Source organism: Thermococcus sp. MV11 (assembly GCF_012027285.1).
GTDB lineage: Archaea > Methanobacteriota_B > Thermococci > Thermococcales > Thermococcaceae > Thermococcus > Thermococcus cleftensis.
Genome location: NZ_SNUD01000007.1, coordinates 1 through 476, shown reverse-complemented (window position 1 = coordinate 476; position 476 = coordinate 1). Strand labels below are relative to the sequence as shown.

Here is a 476-nt window from a genome sequence, read left to right as displayed (position 1 = left end):
AAAAGAACAAGGTTATGAACTTCCAAAAAATGTTGTTCCAGAGGAACTACCAAAGCTTGGAAGAAAGCAAGTTGGTATTGGAACTAAATTAGGCTTAGCTGAAAGTTTAGGACTTAGAAAAAAGGACGCTGAAAAAGTTAAGCCAAATTACAAGACAAATAAAGAGTTAGCAAAACTTGAAGGCAAGAGGTGGCAAGCGAAAGCCGATTATTATTCAAGAGGTCTCCACAAGTTGGCAACAATACAGGATAACAGATATTACAGGCTAATTTGGATCGATCACAAAGGACTTAGGCATGAGAGGATAATGAAAGGTAGTGATATCAAGGCTATGGAACGCCAAATTTACAAAGTGATTAGCATTACAGCTATGCCAATAAATTACAAACCAAGATCAGCACCATTGCTAAAGCAAGTGAGAATCAAACCTATTCTTGAACCAGTTTCAAAGTATGATAAAAGACGATACGAATCAA

1 protein-coding gene is annotated in these 476 nt (G+C 36.6%); it reads left to right on the top strand.

Annotated elements, in window-relative coordinates; genetic code table 11:
- On the top strand, positions 1–476 hold a 476-nt coding region (locus E3E27_RS10575; protein WP_167774562.1), incomplete at both ends, for a hypothetical protein.